15 protein-coding genes and 1 tRNA gene are annotated in these 17,308 nt (G+C 57.6%); 12 read left to right on the top strand and 4 right to left on the bottom strand.

The window, feature by feature from the left end:
* The first annotated feature begins 160 nt into the window (after window positions 1-160).
* The 12 genes from folP to pnp all read left to right on the top strand — a co-directional run bounded on the left by folP (window position 161) and on the right by pnp (window position 12,834).
* Window positions 161-991: a dihydropteroate synthase gene (gene folP / locus AC13C0_RS11025; protein WP_117618411.1), complete on the top strand. Its 831-nt coding sequence runs from the start codon at window positions 161-163 to the stop codon at window positions 989-991.
* Entirely contained in the window at window positions 991-2,334 is a 1,344-nt protein-coding gene (gene glmM / locus AC13C0_RS11020; protein ID WP_117618410.1) for a phosphoglucosamine mutase, read from the top strand. The genes folP and glmM overlap by 1 nt, the downstream gene beginning before the upstream one ends.
* Before the next feature lie 75 nt (window positions 2,335-2,409).
* Entirely contained in the window at window positions 2,410-3,168 is a 759-nt protein-coding gene (tpiA, locus tag AC13C0_RS11015; protein WP_341582749.1) for a triose-phosphate isomerase, read from the top strand.
* A gap of 24 nt (window positions 3,169-3,192) precedes the next feature.
* Entirely contained in the window at window positions 3,193-3,573 is a 381-nt protein-coding gene (gene secG, locus AC13C0_RS11010; protein ID WP_117618408.1) for a preprotein translocase subunit SecG, read from the top strand.
* Between the two features lie 7 nt (window positions 3,574-3,580).
* A tRNA-Leu gene (locus AC13C0_RS11005) sits at window positions 3,581-3,665 on the top strand.
* Between the two features lie 320 nt (window positions 3,666-3,985).
* Complete coding sequence (rimP, locus tag AC13C0_RS11000; RefSeq protein WP_341582748.1) at window positions 3,986-4,444, top strand: ribosome maturation factor RimP; 459 nt, start codon at window positions 3,986-3,988, stop codon at window positions 4,442-4,444.
* Window positions 4,445-4,498: 54 nt separating this feature from the next.
* Window positions 4,499-5,992 (top strand): transcription termination factor NusA, encoded by a 1,494-nt coding sequence (nusA, locus tag AC13C0_RS10995; protein WP_117618406.1) that lies wholly within the window; start codon window positions 4,499-4,501, stop codon window positions 5,990-5,992.
* 18 nt (window positions 5,993-6,010) lie between these two features.
* Window positions 6,011-8,563: a translation initiation factor IF-2 gene (gene infB / locus AC13C0_RS10990; RefSeq protein WP_117618405.1), complete on the top strand. Its 2,553-nt coding sequence runs from the start codon at window positions 6,011-6,013 to the stop codon at window positions 8,561-8,563.
* Between the two features lie 25 nt (window positions 8,564-8,588).
* Window positions 8,589-9,014, top strand: a complete 426-nt coding sequence (gene rbfA, locus AC13C0_RS10985; RefSeq protein WP_117618404.1) for a 30S ribosome-binding factor RbfA — start codon at window positions 8,589-8,591, stop codon at window positions 9,012-9,014.
* Window positions 9,011-9,952 carry a tRNA pseudouridine(55) synthase TruB gene (gene truB, locus AC13C0_RS10980; RefSeq protein WP_117618403.1) on the top strand — a complete coding sequence of 314 codons (942 nt, stop codon included), beginning with the start codon at window positions 9,011-9,013 and terminating at the stop codon, window positions 9,950-9,952. Before rbfA ends, truB begins: the two co-directional genes overlap by 4 nt.
* Before the next feature lie 77 nt (window positions 9,953-10,029).
* Window positions 10,030-10,299, top strand: coding sequence for a 30S ribosomal protein S15 (rpsO, locus tag AC13C0_RS10975; protein ID WP_099617538.1), 270 nt, complete (start codon window positions 10,030-10,032; stop codon window positions 10,297-10,299).
* A gap of 399 nt (window positions 10,300-10,698) precedes the next feature.
* The gene (gene pnp, locus AC13C0_RS10970) at window positions 10,699-12,834 is read left to right on the top strand and encodes a polyribonucleotide nucleotidyltransferase (RefSeq protein WP_264756472.1); all 2,136 of its coding nucleotides are present in this window, start codon (window positions 10,699-10,701) and stop codon (window positions 12,832-12,834) included.
* 103 nt (window positions 12,835-12,937) lie between these two features.
* Here pnp and AC13C0_RS10965 read toward each other — a convergent pair whose 3' ends face one another.
* The 4 genes from AC13C0_RS10965 to AC13C0_RS10950 all read right to left on the bottom strand — a co-directional run bounded on the left by AC13C0_RS10965 (window position 12,938) and on the right by AC13C0_RS10950 (window position 17,212).
* Window positions 12,938-13,825 carry an alpha/beta hydrolase gene (locus AC13C0_RS10965; RefSeq protein ID WP_117618402.1) on the bottom strand — a complete coding sequence of 296 codons (888 nt, stop codon included), beginning with the start codon at window positions 13,823-13,825 and terminating at the stop codon, window positions 12,938-12,940.
* Window positions 13,795-15,660 (bottom strand): Lnb N-terminal periplasmic domain-containing protein, encoded by a 1,866-nt coding sequence (locus tag AC13C0_RS10960; protein ID WP_117618401.1) that lies wholly within the window; start codon window positions 15,658-15,660, stop codon window positions 13,795-13,797. The genes AC13C0_RS10965 and AC13C0_RS10960 overlap by 31 nt, the downstream gene beginning before the upstream one ends.
* Before the next feature lie 89 nt (window positions 15,661-15,749).
* Window positions 15,750-16,214: a DUF3015 domain-containing protein gene (locus tag AC13C0_RS10955; RefSeq protein WP_341582747.1), complete on the bottom strand. Its 465-nt coding sequence runs from the start codon at window positions 16,212-16,214 to the stop codon at window positions 15,750-15,752.
* A 557-nt stretch (window positions 16,215-16,771) separates the two neighbouring features.
* Window positions 16,772-17,212 (bottom strand): hypothetical protein, encoded by a 441-nt coding sequence (locus AC13C0_RS10950; protein ID WP_205422302.1) that lies wholly within the window; start codon window positions 17,210-17,212, stop codon window positions 16,772-16,774.
* Window positions 17,213-17,308 lie beyond the last annotated feature (96 nt).

Raw genomic sequence — 17,308 nt, 5'->3', positions numbered from 1 at the left:
AGGTCTTTAACCGCCTGTCTCTGGTAAGCTTGTTGGATACGATGACTCGGCTTCAGAGCCAGCCATGAACCGCCGTATACGGAACCGTACGTACGGTGGTGTGAGAGGACGGGGGAGGTAACTCCCCCTCCTACTCGATCCAGTCTGAAAAAGGTTTGCCATGAAAATGAATTTTGCCGGGCGGGAGCTGGATATGTCCCGCTGCCACGTAATGGGGATTTTAAACGTAACGCCGGATTCCTTTTCCGATGGAGGGAAGTTCAACCGGCCTGGCGTGGCTCTCCAGCGGGCCAGGCAAATGGTGGCCGATGGTGCGACATTTATCGATATCGGTGGTGAGTCGACCCGTCCGGGTGCGACGCCGGTGTCGGTTCAGGAAGAGCTGGATCGGGTCTGCCCGGTGGTTGAAGCGGTTGCCCGAGAGCTGGATGCCGTGGTCTCGGTGGACACCAGTGCGCCGGAAGTGATGGCGGAAACGGCGAAACTCGGGGCAGGCCTGATTAACGATGTGCGTGCGCTTCAGCGGGAAGGCGCGCCGGAGGTGGTCGCCCGGGCTGCCATACCGGTGTGTATCATGCATATTCAGGGCGAGCCGGACACCATGCAGGATTGCCCGGAGTACCGGAATGTCCGCCGGGAGGTGAGTTCGTTTCTCTCGGAGCGAATGCGTGTAGCCGAAATGGCCGGCGTTCGTCCGGAGAATATTCTGCTCGACCCGGGCTTCGGTTTTGGCAAGAGTCTCGAGCACAACCTGCAGCTGCTCGCTTCCCTTGAGCAGATGCATATCCTCGGGCACCCGCTGCTGATTGGGGTTTCCCGGAAGTCCATGCTCGGCCATATCACCGGACGCGATGTGAATGAAAGGTTGCCCGCAAGTCTCGCGGCCGCGACAATATCCGCCATGAAAGGTGCCAGCATAATTCGCGTGCACGATGTCAGGGAAACTGTGGACGCCGTCCGTGTGGTGACGGCAGTGAAGGAGGCAGGCTAATGTCCGAAAGAAAATATTTTGGCACCGACGGCATCCGCGGCCGTGTCGGTGAGTTTCCGATTACCCCCGAATTCATGCTCAAGTTGGGCTGGGCCGCCGGTCAGGCGTTCAAGCGCGATGGCCATCGCAACAGTGTATTGATTGGCAAGGACACCCGCCTCTCCGGTTACATGTTTGAATCCGCCCTCGAGGCCGGACTTTCAGCCGCCGGTGTTGATGTAAAACTGCTTGGCCCGATGCCGACACCAGCCATCGCCTATCTCACCCGTACATTCCGGGCCTCGGCCGGTATCGTGATCAGTGCGTCCCATAACCCTCATCACGACAATGGCATCAAGTTTTTCTCGGCTGACGGCACCAAGCTCGATGACGCCCTGGAAGCGGAAATCGAGCGTTGGCTGGACATGCCGATTCAGGTGTGTGAGCCGGCGGAGCTTGGCAAGGCCTCTCGGGTGGACGATGCCCCGGGCCGGTATGTGGAATTCTGCAAAAGTACCGTGCCGAACGAATTCACCCTGGATGGCATGAAAATCGTGCTGGATTGCGCTCACGGTGCCACTTATCACGTTGCCCCTAAGGTATTCAGTGAGCTTGGCGCCAGGGTGTCGGTGATTGGCGCCGATCCCGATGGTCTGAATATCAACCTGAACGTTGGCTCTACCCATCTGGAAGCGCTGAAGGCAGCTGTTGTTGGAAAGGGGGCGGATCTTGGCATCGCTTTTGACGGCGACGGTGACCGGGTGCTGATGGTGGACCGCGACGGCTCCGAAGTGGATGGCGATGAACTTCTCTACGTGATTGCCTCCCAGCGCTTTGCGGAGGGCAGCCTGAAAGGCGGGGTTGTCGGTACCCTGATGACCAACCTTGGTGTCGAGCTGGCACTGAATGAGATTGGCATCGAATTCGAGCGCGCCAATGTCGGCGATCGCTACGTAATGGAGCGCCTGGTGGCCAACAACTGGGTACTCGGCGGTGAAGGCTCGGGTCATATGGTTATTCGTGACTGCACGAGTACCGGAGATGGGATTGTCTCGGCGTTGCAGACCCTGCTGGCGGTCAGAAAATCGGGGAAGACGCTTTCCGACATCCGTCTGGGCATGAGCAAGCTGCCTCAGAAGATGATTAACGTGCGTGTAAGCCAGCGTTTCGATCCGTTCAGCCGAGACGACATTGTTGCTGCGGTGCAAAAGGCCGAATCTGATCTGGGCAGCTCCGGGCGAATCCTGCTCAGAGCCTCTGGAACCGAACCGTTGATCCGGGTTATGGCCGAAGGACAGGACGCAGAGGATATCCTGCGGGTTGTCGAGGAACTGGCGAAAGTGGTGGAGAATTCTGCCGCTTAATTTTGTGTTTTCAGGCGGTTGTCTGCCGGGAGGGAGTGCTGTATAGTTCGCCCTCCCTCACGTTCGGGAACTGTTATGCGTCGTAAGATCGTAGCCGGAAACTGGAAGATGAACGGGTCAAGAGACCTGGCCCAAACGCTGGTAGGCTATGTGCGATCCCAGGTCGAGTCTCTTGATAATGGCGTTGAGGTTGTTATCATTCCTCCCGCAATTTATATCGGAGATGCGGTCGCCCAGGCCGGTGATGCGCTGGCATTGGGTGTTCAGAACGTCGGGCAGTGGGAATCCGGAGCCTATACCGGTGAGATTTCCGCTGGGATGGCAAGAGATCAGGGTTGCCGTTACGGTCTGGTGGGTCACTCTGAACGTCGTCAGATCTTTGCTGAAAGCGACGACATGGTGGCTGCAAAAGTTGAGCGCCTCGTTGGCAATGATCTGGACGCCATCGTCTGTGTCGGTGAAACGCTTGAACAGCGGGAGGCTGGCGAGGCGGAGTCGGTTGTTGCAGGTCAGGTCCGGAAAGGGCTGGCAGCAGTGACGCCGGATCAGTGGTCGCGTGTTGTCGTTGCTTACGAGCCTGTATGGGCTATTGGCACCGGCAAAACAGCCACCGCGCAAGATGCCCAGGCCATGCACGCGTCGATCAGAAAAGTGCTGGCAGGGATGGGTGCCCCGGCGGAAGAGATATCGCTGCTTTACGGGGGCAGTGTAAAAGCGGATAATGCAGCGGCGCTTTTTGCCGAGCCGGATGTTGATGGCGGCTTGATCGGCGGAGCGTCGCTGATAGCAGAAGAATTTGTAAGTATTTGCCGGGCGGTTCCGGCAGATGCCTAAAGTTAAAGGTTCGCGAGAGTCGTTATGGATTGGTTAGAGACACTGGTTGTCGTTGTGCACGTCGTGATCGCGGTGGCGCTGGTGGGTCTTGTGCTGATCCAGCAGGGCAAGGGTGCTGACGCAGGAGCTGCCTTTGGTGGTGGTGCCTCTCAGACAGTATTCGGTAGTCAGGGTAGTGGCAGTTTTCTGACCCGCTTTACGACTCTGCTCGCCATTGTATTTTTTGTGACAAGTTTCTCGCTGGCGGTCTTTGCCAAGCAGCGCGCCGAACTGGCCGGGGAAGCAGGTATTCCTGTAGTCGAGGAATCCGCTGCCACCGCACCGGCTGACAGTGCCGCTGGAAATGGTAAGGCTTCCTCCAGCGAAACCGGGGGCGGGGAGTCTGGTCTCCCTGAACTCGAGTAAGAATGTTGCCCGGGTGGTGAAACTGGTAGACACGCTATCTTGAGGGGGTAGTGGCGAAAGCTGTGCCGGTTCGAGTCCGGCCCCGGGCACCATATAGAAGAAAAGCGGCTTGGACTCTCCAGGCCGTTTTTTTTGGTCAGTCCTTGACCACTCTGCCCGGCGTCTCTATACTCCGGCGGAGATTGGGACCTGCCGCGTGGTGCTGGCGGGTTTCTGGCAGGCCAGGTGTCTGTCAGCAGGAAGCGGTACATCGGTTTGCTTCCTGCGAGTTCTTGCAACAAAAGGCCCCATTGTTCGGGGCTTTTTGATTAAGGGGCCTGGCGCAAAGGGCCCTGGTGCATAAAAAGGGCTGATAAAACAGCCCTTTTTTTGTTTTTGGGGCCGGTAAATCTGATAACGGAGAAGGCGTAACTTGTCAGCCAAGCTTAAACAACTGGAAGACATTCTTCGGCCTGTAATTGAGGGTCTGGGGTATGAGTTCTGGGGCATTGAATTCCGCTCACAGGGCCATCATTCCCTGCTGCGGGTATTTATTGACGATGCCGAGAACGGTATCGGAATCGAGGACTGCGAAAAAGTCAGTCGCCAGATCAGCGGTGTGATGGATGTGGAAGATCCCATCCAGACCGAATACACACTGGAGGTTTCATCCCCGGGGATGGATCGCCCGCTGTTTCGTCTGGAGCAATACGAAGCCTTTGTCGGCCACCAGGTTCAGATTCGTCTCCGGATGGCATTTGAAGGGCGCCGGAAGTTCCAGGGGCTCATCAAGGGTGTCGAAGGTGATGATGTGGTGGTGGTTGATGACCACGAATATCTGTTGCCTTTTGACAGCATCGAAAAGGCCCACATCGTACCGGTATTCGAATGAACGATATGAAAAAGTCAGTGGACGCACAGTTTATGTTGAGGGCAGGGCAATCCAATGAGTAAAGAGATCTTGCTGGTGGTTGAATCCGTCTCGAACGAGAAAGGTGTCGAGAAGGATGTGATTTTCGAAGCGATCGAGCTGGCACTGGCCACCGCGGCCAAAAAACGCTTTGATGACGAAGAGGCGGATATCCGGGTTTCGATCGACCGGAAAACCGGGGAATATGAAACCTTCCGCCGTTGGCTGGTTGTGGACAACGATGCGGTTCCTGCGCTGGGTACAGAGCTCACTCTGCAGGAAGCCGAGGAAATCGACACGGCGCTGAAGCCGGGCGATATTCATGAAGAGAAAATTGAATCCGAGGCCTTCGGTCGGATCGGAGCCCAGGCTGCCAAGCAGATTATCTTCCAGAAGGTCCGTGAAGCTGAGCGCATGAAAATTGTCGACAGCTACCGTGACCGTGTTGGTGAGCTGGTGTCTGGTACGGTCAAAAAAGTGACTCGCGACAATGTCATTGTTGATCTGGGCAGTAACGCCGAGGCGCTGTTGCCCCGGGAGCACCTGATTCCCCGGGAAACCTTCCGTATGGGCGACAGGGTGCGCTCCCTGCTTCTGGAGATCCGTACCGACCATCGCGGCCCCCAACTGATCCTGAGCCGCACCGCAGCGCAGATGCTGATCGAGCTGTTCCGCATTGAGGTGCCGGAAATCGCGGAAGAGCTGATCGAGATCCGTGGTGCCGCAAGGGATCCTGGCTCCCGGGCCAAGATCGCAGTAAAAACCAATGATCGCCGCATTGATCCGGTTGGCGCCTGTGTTGGTATGCGCGGGTCCCGCGTTCAGGCCGTTTCCAACGAGCTCGGTGGTGAGCGTGTCGACATCGTACTCTGGGACGATAACCCGGCCCAGTTGGTGATTAATGCCATGGCCCCGGCGGAGGTTGCCTCCATCGTAATGGATGAAGACCGGCACACCATGGAAGTGGCTGTGGCGGAAGACAATCTGGCCCAGGCGATTGGCCGGAACGGCCAGAATGTTCGCCTGGCTACCGAACTGACAGGCTGGACCCTGAACGTGATGACCGAAGAAGAAGCCGGTGAGCGTCAGGAGCAGGAGTACAATCGACTTGTCGAGCATTTCACTGGCAACCTGGATATTGATGAAGAGTTCGCCGGTGTGCTGATTGAGGAAGGGTTTACTTCGATCGAGGAGGTAGCCTATGTGCCAATGGAAGAGATGCTGGCGATCGAAGGTTTTGACGAAGAGACCGTCACTGAACTGCGTCGTCGTGCCAAGGATGTCCTGCTGAACCAGGCCCTGGCAAGCGAGGAGGCACTTGAGGGTGCCGAGCCGGCAGAGGATCTTCTTGGTATGGACGGCATGGACCGTAGCCTGGCCTTCAAGCTGGCTGGCATGGGTGTGCGCACCATGGAAGATCTGGCAGAGCAGTCCGTTGGCGACCTGCTCGATATTGATGGTATGGATGAAGAGCGTGCCGGTCAGCTTATCATGACCGCACGTGCCCCCTGGTTTGAAGACCAGGCCTAATTCGGGAGGAGGACCAGTATGGCTGAAGTAACGGTAAAACAACTGGCCGAAGATGTAGGCGCTCCCGTGGATCGTTTGCTGAAGCAGATTGTGGAGGCTGGCCTGAAGGCCCGCTCCGAGAGTGATTCTGTCTCCAGCGATGAGAAGCAGCAGTTGCTGGCCTATTTGAGAAAGACCCACGGTGAGGCCGGTGCCGAGCCGCGCAAGATTACCCTGAAGCGCAAGACCACCACGACCCTCAAGGCGGGCAAGGCAAAAACCGTCAATGTTGAGGTTCGCAAGCGCCGTACGTACATCAAGCGGGCTGAACTGCAGCCTGAAGCTGAAGCGTCGAAACAGGAAGAGCTGGTCGTAGAGCAGGCGCAAGAGCAGCCGCCGGTGGAAGAAGCGCCAAAGGCGGCAGCCGAGCAGGCTCCACAGGCGGAGGCTGAGAAGCCGTCCCCGGCTGAGGCAGCGACCCCGGAAGAGGCTGCACAGCAGGAACAGGCCGGGAAGGCAGAGCCGAAGAAAGCAGCAGAGCCAGCTCCCGCTCCGGAAGACATTCCCATGCCACCGCCTGAGGGCGAGGGCAAGGATCGCAAGCCGAAGAAGAAGAAAGAAAAGGTTCGCGAACGCAGCGACGAGGTCGAAGAAGGCAAGCCCAAGAAAAAGCAGGCTGGCCATCGCGGTCCTCGCGCTCGTCCGGTGGAAGAGCCGCTGGTGATCTCCGAAGACGAGGAAGATACCACGCTGCGTAAGCCGCTACGTGCGAAAAAGAAACCCAAAGAGAAGCGTCATGGCTTCGAGAGGCCGACCAAACCAATGGTCAGAGAAGTAGAGATTCCGGAAACGATTACTGTAGGAGACCTTGCCCAGCGCATGGCGGTCAAGTCGGCTGACGTAATCAAGACCCTGATGGGTATGGGCGTTATGGCCACCATCAACCAGGCACTGGATCAGGAAACTGCCGTTCTGGTGACCGAAGAACTGGGTCACACGCCCAAGACAGTCAGCGATGACGCGTTCGAAGAGGAGGTTCTGAGCGAATTCTCCTTTGAAGGCGGCGAAAAGACCCAGCGCGCTCCGGTTGTGAGTGTGATGGGTCACGTTGACCATGGCAAAACGTCACTGCTGGACTACATCCGCCGTACCAAGGTGGCCTCCGGTGAATCCGGTGGCATTACCCAGCACATTGGTGCCTACCACGTTGAAACGGATCACGGCATGGTGTCCTTCCTGGATACGCCGGGCCACGCTGCATTTACTGCGATGCGTGCCCGTGGTGCCCAGTGCACCGATATCGTGGTCCTGGTGGTTGCAGCCGATGACGGTGTGATGCCCCAGACCAAGGAAGCTGTCCAGCATGCCCGTTCAGCCGGTGTGCCCATCGTGGTTGCGATGAACAAGATGGATAAGGAAGAAGCCGATCCGGATCGCATCAAGACGGAGCTGGCCGGTATGGAAGTGATTCCGGAAGACTGGGGCGGTGATGTCCAGTTTGTGCCGGTCTCTGCTCACACCGGTGCGGGCATCGACGATCTGTTGGAAGCTCTGCTGCTGCAGGCCGAAGTTCTGGAGCTGCAGGCGGTAACGGACGCCCCGGCCAAAGGGGTTGTGGTCGAGTCCAGTCTTGAGCGTGGACGCGGCTCCGTTGCAACCGTACTGGTTCAGAATGGTACCCTGCGCCAGGGTGACATGGTTGTGGCCGGTGCCTACTTTGGTAAGGTCCGGGCCATGACCGATGAAGCCGGCAAACAGGTCAGGGAAGCTGGCCCCTCCATTCCGGTCGAAATCCTCGGTCTGAACGGAACACCGGATGCCGGTGACGAATTCTTCGCAGTTGCCGACGAGAAGAAGGCCAAAGAGCTGGCCGAGTTCCGCCAGACCCGCGAGCGGGAGCAGCGTCTCCAGCGCCAGCAGGCGGCAAAGCTCGAGAACCTGTTCGAGAATATGGGCAAGGACGAGGTCAAAACCCTCAATGTGGTGCTCAAGACCGACGTTCGTGGTTCTCTGGAAGCCATTACCAAAGCCCTGCAGGACCTTGGTAATGACGAGGTTCAGGTGAAGATTGTATCGTCCGGTGTCGGTGGTATTGCCGAGACCGACGTCAGCCTGGCCATGGCAACCAACGCCGTTATCTTCGGCTTCAACGTTCGTGCCGATACAGCGTCCAAACGCCTGGTTGAGCAGGAAGGTCTGGATCTTCGCTACTACAGCATCATCTACAACCTGATTGATGATGTGAAGGCAGCCCTGACCGGCATGCTGGCACCGGAATTCCGTGAAGACATTGTCGGCATTGCCGATGTTCGCGACGTCTTCCGTTCGCCGAAGTTTGGTCAGGTGGCTGGCTGCATGGTGACCGAAGGTACCGTTTACCGGAATAAACCGATCCGGGTTCTTCGGGACAACGTGGTTATCTTTGAAGGTGAGCTGGAATCCCTGCGCCGCTTCAAGGACGACGTTCCTGAAGTCCGTAATGGCATGGAGTGCGGCATCGGTGTTAAGGGTTACGACGTGAAAGTCGGCGACCAGATCGAAGTATTCGATCGCGTCCGGGTCGAGCGCAAGCTTGAGTCCACCGGCGCATGATGCGCCTGAGGTTAAGGGAAGCCTGATGCCAAGAGAGTTCAGCCGGATTGATCGCATCGGCGATCAGATGCAACGGGAGCTGGCCCAGCTCATCCAGCGGGAAGTCAAAGACCCGCGGGTGGGCATGGTTACGGTAAATGCAGTCAAGGTCAGTCGTGACCTTGGCTACGCCGATATCTACGTGTCCCTGCTTTCCACCGAAGAGCTGACGGAGGAGTCTCCGGAAGTCAAAGAGTCTATCGCTGTTCTCAACAAGGCGTCGGGCTTTCTTCGCGGGCAGGTGGGGCGTGCCATGAAGCTGCGGGTTGTGCCGCAGCTCCGGTTCCATTTTGATGCTTTGCAGGGCTATAGCCGCAAGATGGACAGCCTCATTCGCGAAGCTGTTGGTGACAAGCCCGCCGTGGACCGTGATGAAGGTGAAGGCCAGGACGATCCGGAGCGTAACGCTTGAGCCGCAGACGCAAGGGCCGTGACGTCAACGGCATTCTGGTGATCGACAAGCCGCTGGGTGTCACCTCCAATGGCATTCTGCAACAGGTTAAGCGTCTGTTCGGTGCGGCCAAGGCGGGTCACACCGGTGCGCTGGACCCGCTGGCCTCCGGTGTGTTGCCGCTGTGTTTCGGTGAGGCCACCAAGTTCTCCCAGATGATGCTGGACAGCGACAAAGCCTACATTGCCACCGCACGGCTCGGGATCAGCACCGAAACTGGCGACAGTGAAGGGGCCATCGTTGCCGAGAAGCCGGTACCGGCAGGTCTTTCCTCTGAGGTGCTGGAGCCGGTTCTGGACCGGTTCCGGGGCGATATCCTGCAGGTCCCCTCCATGTATTCGGCGCTTAAGCACAAGGGGCGCCCGCTCTACGAATACGCCCGGGAAGGCATTGAAGTGGAGCGACCGGCCCGGCCAGTCACCATCTACGAACTGACACTTCTGGACATTCGTGAGAATGAGCTGGATATCGCCGTCAGTTGCACCAAGGGTACGTACATTCGCTCACTGGTTGAGGATATTGGCGAAGCCCTCGGTTGTGGCGCCCATGTATCGGCCCTGCGCCGTACCATGGCTTCGGGGTTCACCCTGGCCAATGCCCATGTGGTCAAAGACCTGGAAGACATGCGAGAGCGTGGCGAAAGCCTGGACGGCCTTCTGGTCGCCCCGGATGCCGCGCTGTCCATGTTCCCGGAGCACCATCTGGCGGGGCCGGCGCTGGTATCGATATTGAACGGACAACCGGTTAGAATACCGGGTCAAGCCCATGAAGGCTTCGTGCGTGTCTATGCAAAAGAGAACCGCAGTGAAGGTTTTGTCGGGCTGGCAGAAGCATTCCCGGAAGGTGAGGAGACCAGTCTGGTCCCCCGCCGGCTGGTGAAGAGCAGCGGCAAGCCATAGGCGCAACGCTGTTTAGCCGGGCTGTAGAGATGCGCGGTTCGGCCGGATCTGAAAGCATCGCAACAATGAGGTGAGTTATGGCACTCTCTGCCAATGAGAAAGCACAGATCGTTAATGATTTTCAGCAAGGTGATGGCGATACCGGTTCTCCTGAAGTTCAGGTTGCACTGCTGAGCGCCAACATCAACAAGCTGCAGGATCACTTCAAGGTCAACAAGCAGGATCACCATTCCCGCCGTGGCCTGATCCGGATGGTAAACCAGCGCCGTAAGCTGCTGGACTACCTCAAGCGCAAGAACGCTGACCGTTACCTGGAGCTTATCCAGCGTCTGGGTCTGCGTCGCTGATCCGGGTCTTTACGACCTGAGGGCTGGGCCGGTAACGCCGGTGGCAGTCTTCAACCAGCAGGTCCTTTTGCGGGGCTTGCTGGTTGTGCTTGTCTCGCACTGCAGTTGTATTGTCCGTGGCACCGAAGGATTCCTTGTCGTAATGGAAAGCCGAAATTGATAGCAGGTTGTTGAAAAAACCCGGGCCCGGCGGCCTATGGAATTGCCGCCCGACAGACCGGGGTTTTGCAACAGCCTGTTAGCTTTCAGACGGGTTGCCCTTCGGATCACATCACATCATCTGCAGAACAGCGTGAATTCGGGGTATGAACCCGGGGTCAGATGAAAGCTTTCATCTGACCCCTTATTCGAAGCTTTCGACCCCGTCTTCGCGATCTATCCAATCTATATGAAGAATTAATGCAGGAGTTTTTTGTGGATCTGAAACCTTTCAAGAAATCGTTTGAGCTTGGCGGCAAGACCGTCACTCTGGAAACCGGCCGTATTGCCCGCCAGGCCACCGGTTCGGTGCTGGTAACCGTTGATGATATTTCGGTGCTCGGTACCGTTGTTGGCGCCAAGGAAGCCAAGCCTGGCCAGCCGTTTTTCCCGCTGACCGTGAACTACTTCGAGAAGACCTACGCCGTGGGCAAAATCCCCGGTGGTTTCTTCAAGCGTGAAGGTCGTCCTTCCGAGAAGGAAACCCTGACGTCCCGCCTGATCGACCGTCCGATTCGTCCGCTGTTCCCGAACGGCTTCATGAACGAAGTTCAGGTCATTACCACGGTCATGTCCTCCAGCAAGAATCAGGATCCGGATATTGCCGCGATGCTGGCCGCCTCGGCGGCGCTGTCTATCTCCGGCATCCCGTTCGATGGCCCGATCGGCGCCTCCCGCGTTGGTTACACCAACGAGCGCGGCTACTTCCTGAACCCGACGTTTGAAGAGCTGCAAACCTCCCTGCTGGACATGGTGGTGGCCGGTACCGAAGACGCGGTTCTGATGGTTGAGTCCGAAGCCAAGGGCCTGACGGAAGACCAGATGCTGGGTGGTGTTCTGTACGCCCATCAGGAAATGCAGGTGGCCGTAGCCGCGATCAAGGAATTTGCCGCTGAAATCGGCAAGCCGCGCTGGGACTGGCAGCCAGCGGCAGAGAACACTGAGCTGCTGAATGCCGTCAAGGCCGAGGCCTCCGCAGCCATCGAGGAAGCCTACGGCATTCGCGACAAGATGGAGCGCTACGCGCGTCTGGGCGAAATCAAGACGGCACTGGTTGAAAAACTGGCCGGCGAAGAGGAAGGTCAGCCTTCCGCGGATGAAGTCAAAAAGTATTTTGGCAAGGTGGAGAAAGCCATCGTTCGTCATCAGGTTATCGAGGGCAAGCCCCGCATCGATGGCCGTGACAACAAAACCGTTCGCCCGATCGAAATCGAAGTGGGTGTTCTGCCCAGTGTTCACGGTTCCGCCCTCTTTACCCGTGGCGAGACCCAGGCCATCGTGACCACTACGCTGGGTACCTCCCGCGATGTGCAGATCATTGATGCCCTGGAAGGCGAGCGTAAGGACCCGTTCCTGTTCCACTACAACTTCCCTCCGTATTCGGTTGGTGAAGCAGGCCGTGTTGGCACCCCGGGCCGTCGTGAGGTTGGTCATGGTCGTCTGGCCAAGCGGGGCGTTCTGGCGGTTATGCCGACTCTGGAAGAGTTCCCGTATGCAATCCGTGCGGTTTCCGAGATCACTGAATCCAACGGTTCCAGCTCCATGGCTTCGGTCTGTGGTTCCAGCCTGGCGCTGATGGATGCGGGTGTGCCGATCAAGGCACCGGTTGCCGGTATTGCCATGGGTCTGGTCAAGGAAGACGACAAGTTTGCGATTCTGACCGACATCCTGGGTGACGAAGATCACCTGGGCGACATGGACTTCAAGGTTGCCGGTACCCAAGAGGGCGTGACTGCCCTGCAGATGGATATCAAGATCAACGGCATCACCGACGAGATCATGGAGCTTGCTCTTGAGCAGGCGCACGCAGCCCGTCTGCACATTCTGGGCGAGATGAACAAGGTTATCTCCGCTCCCCGCGCCGAGCTGTCTTCCCGTGCGCCGAGCATCACCACCATCAAGATCAATCCGGAGAAGATCCGTGACGTTATCGGTAAGGGCGGTTCCATGATTCGCTCCATCTGTGACGAAACCGGTGCTTCCATTGATCTGGATGACGACGGTAACGTGAAGATCTACGCGGATAACCAGGAAGCAGCCCAGGCGGCGGTGAACCGGGTGAAGGAAATCACTGCGGAGATCGAGGTTGGCGCTATCTACAAGGGCCGCGTTGAGCGCATTGTGGACTTCGGTGCCTTCGTCAATATCCTGCCTGGCAAGGATGGTCTGGTGCACATTTCCCAGATTTCTGATCGCCGCATCGAGAATGTGACTGACGAGCTGAGCGAAGGTCAGGAAGTTCTGGTTAAGGTTCTGGATGTCGACAACCGTGGCCGCGTCAAGCTGTCCATGAAGGAAATCAAGGAAGGCGACCAGCCGACCGATTTCTCTGCCTGATAGCAAACCCTGAAAACGGGGTCAGATGAACGCGTTCATCTGACCCCAGCTTTACCCGCTGCCAAATTCGGGGTCAGAAGAACGCTTTCTTCTGACCCCATCTTCACCTGTCCCCGCGTTCTGCAATAAACTCCAGCACGGCCTCCTTATACCCCGGAATCACAAACGTCGCCCCATGAGGCGTATCCGTCTGCAAAAACTCTTTCGGTTCCTCTGCGGCCTCATAAAGCGACTCTCCATGATGAAACGGAATGATCCCATCCCGAACACTGTGAATGATCATTACCGGAACCGGGCTGATGCTCGCGATCCGGTCGATGCCTTCGAAATCCGCGGGGATGGTCCAGCTCAGGGGAATCTGGAGCGGCCAGGTGAGCCAGAATGTGTCGAGTTTTTCCCGGGCGATTGCGCGGAACCCTGAAAACGTGCCGTCGAGGATCACACCGTTCAGCCGGGGTTGCTCCTCGCGCCGGGTCCATTCGCCGGCGAGGGCTATGCCCAGTGCGCCGCCGAGGCTTTGGCCGAGGATGTAAACTGGTCGGTCGCCCACCAAGTCGGGTCTTTTGGCCAGCCAGCGCAGGCCGGTTTCGACGTCGTGGAGGGCGCCTTCGATGTCGGGATCGCCGGTGGATTTGCCATAGCCCCGGTAGTCGATGGTGAAGACGTTGTAGCCTTCCTGGGGCAGCCAGGCAACGTTGAGGATGTGGCTGCTGATGTTCTGGGCGTTGCCATGGAGGAAGTAGACGGTGCCCTTGGCATCGTTCTCGGGCGCTTCCGCGGGCAGCCACCAGCCGTGGAGGGTTTCGCCGTCTGCGGTGTCGATGTAGATGTCGTCATAATCGAGGTTCAGGCGGTCCGGGGTGATGTAGGTGACCCGGTCCGGATAAAAGAAGAGGCTGCTGCAACCCGGAAGCAGCAGGAGGGTGAGCGCAAGCCCGGCGAGGCGGGCTGCGCCGGGTATCAGAAATAGGCGTGGAGTCCGGCTTGCCATGCGCTTTGGTACCTGTCGAAGTGGTCTTCACGGGTGAACTCGGCAAACAGGCTGAATTCACGGCCGAAGTGCCAGTTGGCTTTGGCGTACAGCTGGTCCTGGCGATGCTGGCTGCTGACAATCCAGGCCTTGGTTTTGGCACCGGCGAGCACGCTGAAGCGGTTGTTCTGGTGCAGCAGCCCGACATCGGCGCCCGGGGCGGCATCGTAACCACGGCGCAGGTCGTCGTCGATTTCCAAGTCGGCGGTGGCGATGGCAAAGGCCTGGGTCTGGTGGCCAAGACGCCAGCTTCCGCCAGCGCCGCCTTCCAGGTAGGGGGTCAGTACCCTGTCGTTGCCTGTGTCGGTTCGGCGGCCACCAAAGCCGACCTGCCAGGAAAGCGGCGAGAAGAAGGCGTTTCGGGGGCTCAGTGAGCGGATTTCCACGCCGGTGAGCTGTTCCAGCTGGAGCTCATTGTTGTCGGTATAAAGTCGGGCGTCCAGTCTCAGGAATTGCAGTTGGGCTCCGGTGCGGTAGCCGGCTGGCGGGTCCAGCAGGTCATGATAGGCGGGCCTGAACGTGAGCTGGGTGAACTCCCGGTGTGCCTGCTGGCCGGTGCCAACACTCAGGCGGAAGGTGTCGTGGCCCTGATCGTCCCTTACCAGGGGCTCAACAGGCTCCGGTGGCGGTGGCGCATCGTTGATACGGCTACGCTCTCGCAACAAGTCGTGGGACAGGGGCGCGGCGATTTCCCGGGGCCAGCCGTCCGCTTCACTTTTGTAACGGACGTAGTCGTAGGTGGCATCCAGAACCTGGGCCCGTTGCTCCGGTGGCAAGCTGGCCACTTCACGGGCATCCGGGTCGACATAACCATTGGCGATCGCGGCCGCGAGAGTCTGCTGGTCTTCGGCAAGGGTGGCGAGGCTGTAAGCCACCGACGTGGCCGCTGAGGGCCGGTAATACACGTCGCTGACCAGGTTTTTGTCCACCACCCAGCGCACGGTGTCCGAGGGGATTGCGTGAGTGTTCACTTCGCCCAGAAGGTCTGTGCCCGGTCGGGCGATATCAATCAGAGCCAGCAGACGATAAGCGCAATTTTCATCAAAGAAGTAGTAATCGAAATTCCGGTCCCGAATCTCCCAGGCGTGGGCGACCATCATGTCCACTTCGTCCTGGGTGAGGTTCAGTTTGTATTCCCATAGGTCCCGATGTTCGATGTCGGAATACAAGCGGATTTTTTCGTAGTAGGGCTGAACCGTAGTGATGCCGGGGTAGCCGCCGAAGATGCCCTTGTAGGCAAACATTAGTTCGTTGTCGTGGGCGGCAGCGTCGGCGGCATAGGAAATGGTGTTGGCCAGCAGCAGGTTGGTTTCGTCGTCGTCCTGGGGAGGATCCAGTCGCAGGAAGGTGTGGCCGAACATGGAAGACGGGCTGTTCAGGTAAGAGGCGGCGAACACCAGCGTCACAGTTTCCGTGTTCAGGGCCTCGGACCATTCCTGGTAGCCCGGGCAGTCAATATCCGGTAACGACAGGTCAACCTGTTGCCGGAGCCAGGCCTCCCGCGCAGGGAACCGGCAGCGGGCGTGCTTATCGCCTTCCCCGGGTCGCTGGATCGCCTCAAGGGTTGCCTTCAGCTCCGCCTTCGGTGAGTGCTTGCCGTCGTCGCTCAGAAAGAATGCCGGATCGTCTGCCTGGCTGGTGTAGCCGTCGCCAAAAGAGTCCGGCTGATAGTGAACCAGCGCCAGCCAGGCCGGGTCAAAGTGGAGGTCGGGTTTGCTCTCAGGCGTCTCTGCCTGGGTCGGCAGGCTGACTGCGAGCCAGATCAGAACTGGCCCAATACGAAGCATGTTGCCCATGGGTGTGTGCTGTATCCGGGGTTGAACGGTGTTGAGGGTGGAGCGATGCGCCCTCCCTGGCGCACGAACATCCTTTAAATAGATCTGGGTCAGGCCGCCACGTACTTGCTGAGCGACTCATTCTTTTCCAACAGGGCGACGATGGCACCGACGGCTTCGCCGGAGGTGGTGTCAGAACTCGGGAAAATGGTGGCGAAGTTGTCCTGCAGCACCTTTCGGAAGCTGTCACGGTCAGCCTCGTCGACGCCCAGCAGGACTGCCAGGGTATCCAGGTTTTCGCCACCACCGCGAGACATGTCCCGGGCGACCTTGTCGATGTTGCTGTCCATGTACATGGCCATGGACTGGACAGACTGGTTGGTCTGGCAGCCGAGTGTGCCTGTGGTCATGCCAAAGGTCTGGTTACCAAAGGTTGCGTTCGTGGTTGCAGCCAGTACATGGGGGGCAATGCCGGACTGTCCTTTCCAGATCATGGCACCGACACCACAGCCCGGTTGGGCAAAGGCCATGGAGGAGGCACCCAGAAGAATTGCACCTGCGATCAGTTTTTTCATTATCCACTCCTTTGTGTGGTTTAAAGCTGTCGTCGCAATACACAATGCCGCCCCTGACGCAGGGCAGCATTGCGAAAACGGCCCTAACTGGTCTTATGGAGACAGGATGACCGTTGGCTTGAGTATAGTTCAAATCCTGCCAACGCAAGCTTACCGATGGGTGAGTGACTGATTTGGCCTGAAAAAACGGAGAAAACTGATCACGTGGTTATATTCTCCGTGGGTCTTATATGGTCTATCAAAAGTCCATAATGTTAGATGTGGAGTAATTCAGTATCGTGTGTGCGGCCGTGAAGGCCGAAATATAGCTGCATTCAACGCGATTGCCGCGTCAGGAGCTGATGTGATCGGTGCGCAGTGGTACACCGTGAGAAAGAACATTGCGTCGTTTATGGCACCATTAATGTAACCGTTGCGGTCTATAAAGTCGCAATCGAAAGTGTTACGTAGATTTAGATTATTTTTTGAAACCAGAGCTACCGTTCAGGCAGCTCTGGTTTCATTTGAGAGTGCTGGGAATCACGGCTACTGGAGTGACCAGCAGGTGTTAATCCCAGTCAGTATGCAGAGTATTTGTTGTCAATCTCACGCTTTGCGGAAACATATTCTCTATTGTCGATCGTTTCCATCATTAGCTGATCTTCCAGCTGAGTGATTTCTTTGTCTTTCAATTGGTCAATTTTCTGCTTCGTCGCATAATAGTTGATTGACTGTGCGCCTTGGTATCCGCTCATTGGATCCCACAGGATTGAGGCCGGCCATAGCAGGAGATTTACAACGCCAGCGCCGTATTCACGCACATAGAAAGAACCAAAACCGGGCAGGATTCCAAGAGCTGCGGCAGCACCCGGGTTTTTCTCTTCGACGGCCAGACCTTTGGCCTGATAGCCGCGGTACTCCTGTTTTTGCCCTGAGGAGAGCGGTGTTGCGCAGCCAGATATCATCAGGACGCTCAGAACAACACTCAGTACCACGCCTTTTGATCGAGATAGAATCATTTTTATTCCTTAATTAGTTATAACTCCAGGATGACGGAAGCGTACCTATTCCGACCGGCGGAATATTACAGATTGGTTAAACTTGTGTCGCGGCGG

The organism is Marinobacter sp. B-21 (assembly GCF_056857895.1).
This window is presented reverse-complemented; position numbering and strand designations above follow the sequence as displayed.